The organism is Acidisoma sp. L85, assembly GCF_009765865.1.
GTDB lineage: Bacteria > Pseudomonadota > Alphaproteobacteria > Acetobacterales > Acetobacteraceae > Acidisoma.
Map to the genome: position 1 here is coordinate 16,835 of NZ_LMUQ01000064.1, position 6,425 is coordinate 23,259.

Here is a 6,425-nt window from a genome sequence, read left to right on the forward strand (position 1 = left end):
GGTGAAAACCACCAGCCCGGTCTGGTAAACGCGCTTGTAGCCGTAAATCTCACCGAGCGACGACAGCGGCAGCAGCAGCACCGTCACCGCGAGCTGATAGGCGTTGATGATCGAGATCGAGGCTTCCGGCGTGGTCCGCAGATGCGCCGCGATGGTGGGCAGCGCGACGTTGGCGATCGCGCCGTCCAGCACCGCCATGATCAGCGCCAGGGCTATCGCCACCACCGCAAGTCGGCGTTGCGCGCCTTCCAGTCCGTCATGCGGGATAGTCTGCAGAACCGGCATCAAGCGGCGCCCGGCACCGAGACCGGTTTGATATCGAGATCGATATGCTGCCAGCCGCCTCCGAGTGCCTTGAAGAGCGCGATGATGTCCTGCAAGACCGCGACCTGGCTATTCGCCAGCGCATCACGCGAGGCGAAGACCGTACGCTCATCCGTCAGCAGTGTGATGAAATCGGTGAGGCCCGCATTATAGAGTCGTGTCGCATGGTCGAGCGCGGCCTCCGCATCCTTCAGGCTGGCGGCAAGCTCCGCCTCGGTCGCCCGGTCGCTTTGCAGATGCACCGTCGCATCCTCGACATCCTGCAGAGCCGTGAGCACCGCCGTCTTGTATTGCAGCCGCGCGACCTCCGCCGCCGCGCGCGCCGCCCGCTCGCGCGCCCGGTAGCGTCCACCGGCATAGACATGCTGTGTCGCCGCCAGCGCCGCCGAATAGGTCAGGCTGGCGCCCGAGAACAGCATATTGAGCGCGCTGGCCTGCGGGGTGATGGAAAGCGGGATCGAGAAATGCGGCAGCTGCTCCGCCACCGCCACGCCGATCTCGGCATTGGCGGAGGCGTATTGCAGCTCGGCCTCATGCACATCCGGCCGATTGGCGATGACTTCCACCGGAATGGTGCGGGGCAACGTCGGTGGCGGCGACATCAAAGGCCGGGGACGTTTGAGCTGCGCCTCCAGATCGCCGGGGTAGCGGCCGAGCAGCACGGCGATCGCATGCGCCATGACGGCGACCTGCGCCCGCAGCGCGGGCAGCGTCGACTCTGTTGCCTCAAGCTGAGCGCGGGCCTGCAATGTTTCGAGATCCGTGCCGATCCCCTCGGTGAGTTCCTTTTCCGTGAGATCGACGACGGAGCGCGCCGTATTCACATTCCCCTGCGCGATCGTCAGCCGATATTGCGCCGCGCGCAGCGTCGCGTAGTCGGAGGCGACTTCGGAGGTGAGGCTCACCAGTAGCGCGCGCCGCCCTGCTTCCGTACGCAAAACTTGATCCTCGGCGGCTTCGGTGGCGCGGCGGTTCTCGCCGAAGATGTCGAGTTCCCAGGATGCGTCGAAGCCGAGAATGTAACTGTGGTAGTTGCCGAAGCCCGGCGGATATTCCACCGTCGAGCTGGCGCGCGCGCGGGTGATGGCGCCCTCCGCGTCGATGGTGGGATAGGCTCCCGCCGCGACCTGGTCGCGTTCGGCCCGCGCCTGCACCAGCCTTTCGGTCGCCACCTGTAGATCGATATTGCCGGCGATCGATTCCGCCACGAGCTTGTCGAGATCCGGGTCGTCGAAGGATCGCCACCAATGCGAAAGGCGTGCGTTCGTCACGGCAATCTCGGTCGGCGTCGCCGCATGTTCGGTGAATTGCGCCGGCAGATCCATCTTCGGCCGTAGAAAATCCGGCCCGACGGTGCAACCCGCCAGCAAGAGTGTCACGACAAGAAAAGGGCCGGACCGATGGAAAAGCGGGTGTGCCGTTGCGCCAAGGAAGACACCCATCTCAGAGATTATCCTCGATCCAGCGCTGCACTTTCCCCGCAAGCCCTCTTTGACGCGACCTGTCTGGCCCGACATCGATTGATGCCGTCATGCCAGCCGCCAGCAAAACGCTCGGCGGAACGCTATCGATCTGGAAGTTGACCGGGATGCGCTGCGCCAGCCGCACCCATTCGAAGACCGCGGCCACCGTCGGCAGTCCCCGGCTATTCACAGCATCGTTCGCGTCCGCGATGCCACGGCCGATACTCGTGACGTGGCCCAGCAGAGGCGTCGGGAAGCCCATGAGCCGGATCCGCGCATGGTCGCCCAGATGCACATGGGCGAGCTTGGTTTCCTCGAAATAGCCGGCGACCCAGAATGAGGACGAATCGATGATAGCGACCACCGGTGTGCCGGCATCCGCATAGTCGCCAGGCTGCAAGCGCAGGTGGGTCACATAGCCGGTGGTGGGCGCGTAGAGTGTCGAGCGGGTCAGATTGAGTTTCGCCAGATCGACCGAGGCCTGCGCGCCGCCAAGGCTGGCCCCAGCGACTTCCGCGCTGATGCCAACGGTCTGCGTCTCCTCCTGGGACACCAGGCCGGCCAGACCCTTGCGCCGCGCCACATCAGCCTGCCGCAGTTTGAGTTGCAACTGGGCGGAATCGAGCTGCGACTGCGCCTGTGCAAGGGCGATCTGAAACCGCACCTGGTCGAGTTGGAACAGCTCCGCGCCCTTCTGCACCAGTTCGTTGTCGGTGAGCGGGACAGAGGTCACTGTTCCCGAGACTTCTGGGGCGACTGTGACGGTCTGCGCCAGCACGCGCCCGTCCCGCGTCCAGGGCGCGAGCATATAGACATACCACAGCTGCACCACGAGGAAGCCGGCAACGATCACGACGGCGAGCGTGAAGATCAGGCGAATCAGGCGGAGCAGGAGCGACATCGCGGCGTCCTATCGAAAGTCAGGCGAGGAACAGGGTGACAAGGCTGACGATCGAAACATAGACGGCAAGTTCGAACAGCGGCGCGTGCCACACCCGGCGTAACAACCCAATGCGGCCGAGCAGCCACCGAAACGGGATGAAGATGACGATCGCGATGACGCAGTAGGCGACGATCGGTGCATAGAGCACGTCGCCGAGATGGGCCTCCCGGAGCATGACTTACTTTCTCCTCAGCATGCCGCGGTTCAGGCTCAGCACCGGCTCGGCTTCCGGCAAAATTCTCGCAATGGCACGGAATGCCGCCGCCGCTTGCAGGAGAACCGGGAGCGGCGGTTCGGTCGTCTCAAAGGCGTGTTCGAGATGATTCGCGGTTTCCGCGGCTTGAGCGGCGGCGCGCGATCCGGGCCCGAGGCGCCCGAGGCTCCTGAGCGCGCGTGCAACCGCCGCATTACAATGGCTCGGGAGTGCGGTTCCGCGCAGCATGATGTGGAGACGGAAGATGTCCCGGCTGAGAATGAGCAATGGTCCGCCCGCTTCGATCGCCGCGAGGCGCTGCTCGGGGAAAGTCTGTAGCCGCATGAGCAGCCGCATGAATCGCTGGTTCTGCAGGTTCTGCCACTCCAGCCACAGCATTTCACCGGGCCGCCGGGCGGCCTGTTCGATCGCACAGCGAATCAGCCGCGCGAGCTGACAGGCATCTTGCGCGGGGTTCGGCGCCAGCAGGATGCGGAAGACAAAAACCCCCGCGATCGCGCCCAGATTGTAGCCCATCGCGTTGTTGATAAAAGCCGCGACGTTGAAGGTCGCCACGTTTGTCAGCGCAATCTGGGTCAGGAAGAAAATAACGAAGCCGAGCGCGAAGAGGCCGTAGCGTGGGACCGTCGTGAAATACAGCGCCGGAATCAGGAACATCAAGAGTACCACAGCCAGCATCGCGAAGCCCGTCACCGGCGGCAGCAACAGGCTCAAGCAGAGGAAACCTGCAACGGAAGCCAGGGCGATGCCCTTGGCGAACTCGACGCTCGCGGCCGCGGCGCTCGGTGCGGTGGAGAGCAATCCGCAGACCGGCCCCAGAATCAGCAGAAGGAGTGAGCCAGCCGGCCAGGCGGTAAGGTACCAGAAGGTGCCCCCCAGCATGAGGGCGATGGCGGCCCGCATTCCGTTCCGCGTGGCCGTCCGATAATCACGGAAAAGGTCGAGGTTAAGGTGGGCGTGATAGGGCGCCGCATTCATTTCCCAGGCCGCGATAGGAGCCACGGCCTCCTCCATCCGTCCAAGGAAGCCATGCAGCCGGGCGATTTGTCCGGCCAGCACCACATCCTCGGTCTCCGCCTCGATCTGGCGGAGATGCGCCGTCACCGCGGAGACTTCCATCGAAAGCGCGTTGAGTGCGGCCGGACCCAAAGACCGCGCGTCGGCGAGCCGCGCGATCAACGCCCGCAATTCCACGACAGTGCGGCCCACCGCGGGCGGCAGTGCCAGCGGGTTGGCGGAGAGCTCTTGCATGATCGTGCCGACGCGGAGCACGGCGAAGGGCGCGCCGCTCATCGCGATGAGCGCGCCGCGCAGGCTATTGGCATGCCGCTGAGTGTCCGGCGCCTCGACGCCCGAATATTCGATGACCTCATCGAGCTGCTGAAGCTCGGCGATCAGCTTCTCACGCGCCTGTCGCAAGGGTATGGGCGCCAGGGTCCCGCTGTCCCGCACCAGAGCCGCGATGCTGGCGAGACCGCCGAGTAACCGCGCGCGCAGAGCGGTTCGCGTGGTGGCCGCCTGGAAGATCATGGTGACGGCGCTCGATACCACCACCCCGAGCGTCACCGCTCCCACGCGATTAAGCGCCAGGATCAAGATGCTGTTGGGGTCTCGCAAGGCGCCAAACACGACCAGCGTCACGGTAAAGCCGGAGAGCACCGCGCCGTAGGAACGGGAATAGCGAAACATGCTGGCGAGGAAAGTGCAGAGGCCCAGCCAGAAGGCGACGCCCAGCAGGAACAGGAAGGTCGATTGTGGGAAGGCCGACATGATGACGACGCCCGCGGCGCCGCCAGTCACGGTGCCGAAGATGCGCCACGCGCCTTTTGAGATGATCGCGCCGCGTACCGGGCTCGCCAAGATCATCACCGTTATCGAAGCGGTGCCGGGCGAAGTCAGCTGCAGCTTGAAGCCGAGGTAAAGCGCGATGAGGATCGAGGCCAGCGTGCGCATCATGTAAGCGGCGCGTGGCGAGAGCACGGGTTCCGGCAGCCACGAGAGGAGCCGGGAAGTCATCCCGACCGGGCGGTTCATCACCGTCGCGCTCATGCTCCGCGCTCCTCGATGTGCAGACGCTCGATCGCGCGTTCGAGCTTCGCGAAAAGGCTCTGACAGGCATCAAGCTCAGCCGCGGTCGCGCCGTCGAGCAGAAATCGCGAAAGATCCTCGTAGACGGCGAAGAGCTTGCCGTGAAGAGCGTGGCCTGCCTGGGTCATTCGCACTCTTTTAGAGCGCCGATCCTCGGTATCCTCCACGCGCTCTATTAGATTCGCCCGCTCCAGCACATCGAGCAGCCGCACCAGCGAAGGCCCCTCGATATCGAGCGACGCCGCCAAGTCCGTTTGTCTCACCCCGTCCCCCAGCCGGCCGAGATGCAGCAGAGGCCGCCAAGTCGCATCGGTCAGGCCAAATCGCCGCATGCGCACGTCGATCTCCCGCCGCCAAGCAGTCCCAAGGCGGAAGAGCTGGCGTCCAAACTCGGGTGGAGAAAGAATTTCGGTCATTGCGTAGTCATGAGGGGGGGCCGCGGTAAGAGCCGCGAATGCGAAACAGGTCAATAGTCAGGTGAGCGAGATCGAATGCGGTGCTCATAATGAGCATCCTAACGAATCAGTCACATCCAAGAAAGCATTCAAATTCGCCAAATTCATTGAATCATTGCGTTCTCGGGCGCGAAATCCGTCGCCCCGGGCTTCGCCGGCTAGCGTTCCGCGCCTGTCTCGTCCACGCCCAGCTCGCCGAGCAAACGTTGCCGTAATCGAATGAATTCGCGGTCGCCATGGCGGCGCGGGCGGTCGAGCGGGATGGCGATATCGGCGGCGATCTGCCCATCTCGCAATACCACCGCACGGTCGGCGAGCAGCAAAGCCTCATCGACGTCATGGGTCACGAGCAGGACAGTCAGCCGATGCGCCTGCCAAAGCTCGGAAACCAGCGCCTGCATGCGCAGCCGTGTGAGAGCATCCAGCGCCGCGAAAGGCTCGTCGAGCAGCATAAGTTCCGGCTCACGCACCAGCGCACGCGCCAGCGCCACCCTCTGCGCCTCGCCGCCGGAAAGCGTAAGTGGCCAGGCGTCGAGCCGATGGGCGAGCCCCAGCTCGGCCAGCGCTTCCCGCGCACGCGCCTGGGAGTCAGGAACGCGAAGCCCGAGGGCAACATTGCGCCACACACGTTTCCACGGCAGCAGACGCGGCTCCTGAAAAACCACGGCCCGGCGTGCGGGAACCGTCACGACACCCTCCGGCGCGGTGTCGAGCCCGGCCAGCGTCCGTAGCAGCGTCGATTTGCCGGAGCCCGACCGGCCAAGGAGCGCCGTGAAGCTGCCGGTCGCGAGGTCAAGGTTGAGGTCGTCCAGCACCCGCGGCCCGCCGAAAGACCGGGTGAGCCCGCGAATCCTCACGGCGGCTTCCGCTTCGGTCACCGGCGCTTCCGGCGAGAGCAGCTCCAGGCGATCGAGCGCGTTCATGCCGCGGCTCGCGCC

6 protein-coding genes and 1 pseudogene are annotated in these 6,425 nt (G+C 64.9%); all 7 read right to left on the bottom strand.

Annotated elements, in window-relative coordinates; all coding sequences use genetic code 11:
• Window positions 1-285: pseudogene (locus GSQ83_RS21965) on the bottom strand (MFS transporter); the annotation flags it as partial.
• Window positions 285-1,766, bottom strand: a complete 1,482-nt coding sequence (locus tag GSQ83_RS21970; protein WP_158805025.1) for an efflux transporter outer membrane subunit — start codon at window positions 1,764-1,766, stop codon at window positions 285-287. The pseudogene GSQ83_RS21965 and the gene GSQ83_RS21970, both read right to left, overlap by 1 nt.
• A gap of 1 nt (window position 1,767) precedes the next feature.
• Complete coding sequence (locus tag GSQ83_RS21975; protein ID WP_158805026.1) at window positions 1,768-2,688, bottom strand: HlyD family secretion protein; 921 nt, start codon at window positions 2,686-2,688, stop codon at window positions 1,768-1,770.
• 19 nt (window positions 2,689-2,707) lie between these two features.
• Window positions 2,708-2,905, bottom strand: a complete 198-nt coding sequence (locus tag GSQ83_RS21980) for a DUF1656 domain-containing protein (RefSeq protein ID WP_158805027.1) — start codon at window positions 2,903-2,905, stop codon at window positions 2,708-2,710.
• A 3-nt stretch (window positions 2,906-2,908) separates the two neighbouring features.
• Window positions 2,909-4,993 (bottom strand): FUSC family protein, encoded by a 2,085-nt coding sequence (locus GSQ83_RS21985; RefSeq protein WP_158805028.1) that lies wholly within the window; start codon window positions 4,991-4,993, stop codon window positions 2,909-2,911.
• Window positions 4,990-5,448, bottom strand: coding sequence for a MarR family transcriptional regulator (locus GSQ83_RS21990; protein WP_158805029.1), 459 nt, complete (start codon window positions 5,446-5,448; stop codon window positions 4,990-4,992). The genes GSQ83_RS21985 and GSQ83_RS21990 overlap by 4 nt, the downstream gene beginning before the upstream one ends.
• 197 nt (window positions 5,449-5,645) lie before the next feature.
• The gene (locus tag GSQ83_RS21995) at window positions 5,646-6,410 is read right to left on the bottom strand and encodes an ABC transporter ATP-binding protein (RefSeq protein WP_158805030.1); all 765 of its coding nucleotides are present in this window, start codon (window positions 6,408-6,410) and stop codon (window positions 5,646-5,648) included.
• Window positions 6,411-6,425 lie beyond the last annotated feature (15 nt).

Bases quoted from the DNA above. Each gene is read 5' to 3' on its own strand.
- GSQ83_RS21970 (WP_158805025.1), bottom strand. From the start codon at position 1,766: ATGGGTGTCTTCCTTGGCGCAACGGCACACCCGCTTTTCCATCGGTCC.
- GSQ83_RS21975 (WP_158805026.1), bottom strand. From the start codon at position 2,688: ATGTCGCTCCTGCTCCGCCTGATTCGCCTGATCTTCACGCTCGCCGTC.
- GSQ83_RS21980 (WP_158805027.1), bottom strand. From the start codon at position 2,905: ATGCTCCGGGAGGCCCATCTCGGCGACGTGCTCTATGCACCGATCGTC.
- GSQ83_RS21985 (WP_158805028.1), bottom strand. From the start codon at position 4,993: ATGAGCGCGACGGTGATGAACCGCCCGGTCGGGATGACTTCCCGGCTC.
- GSQ83_RS21990 (WP_158805029.1), bottom strand. From the start codon at position 5,448: ATGACCGAAATTCTTTCTCCACCCGAGTTTGGACGCCAGCTCTTCCGC.
- GSQ83_RS21995 (WP_158805030.1), bottom strand. From the start codon at position 6,410: ATGAACGCGCTCGATCGCCTGGAGCTGCTCTCGCCGGAAGCGCCGGTG.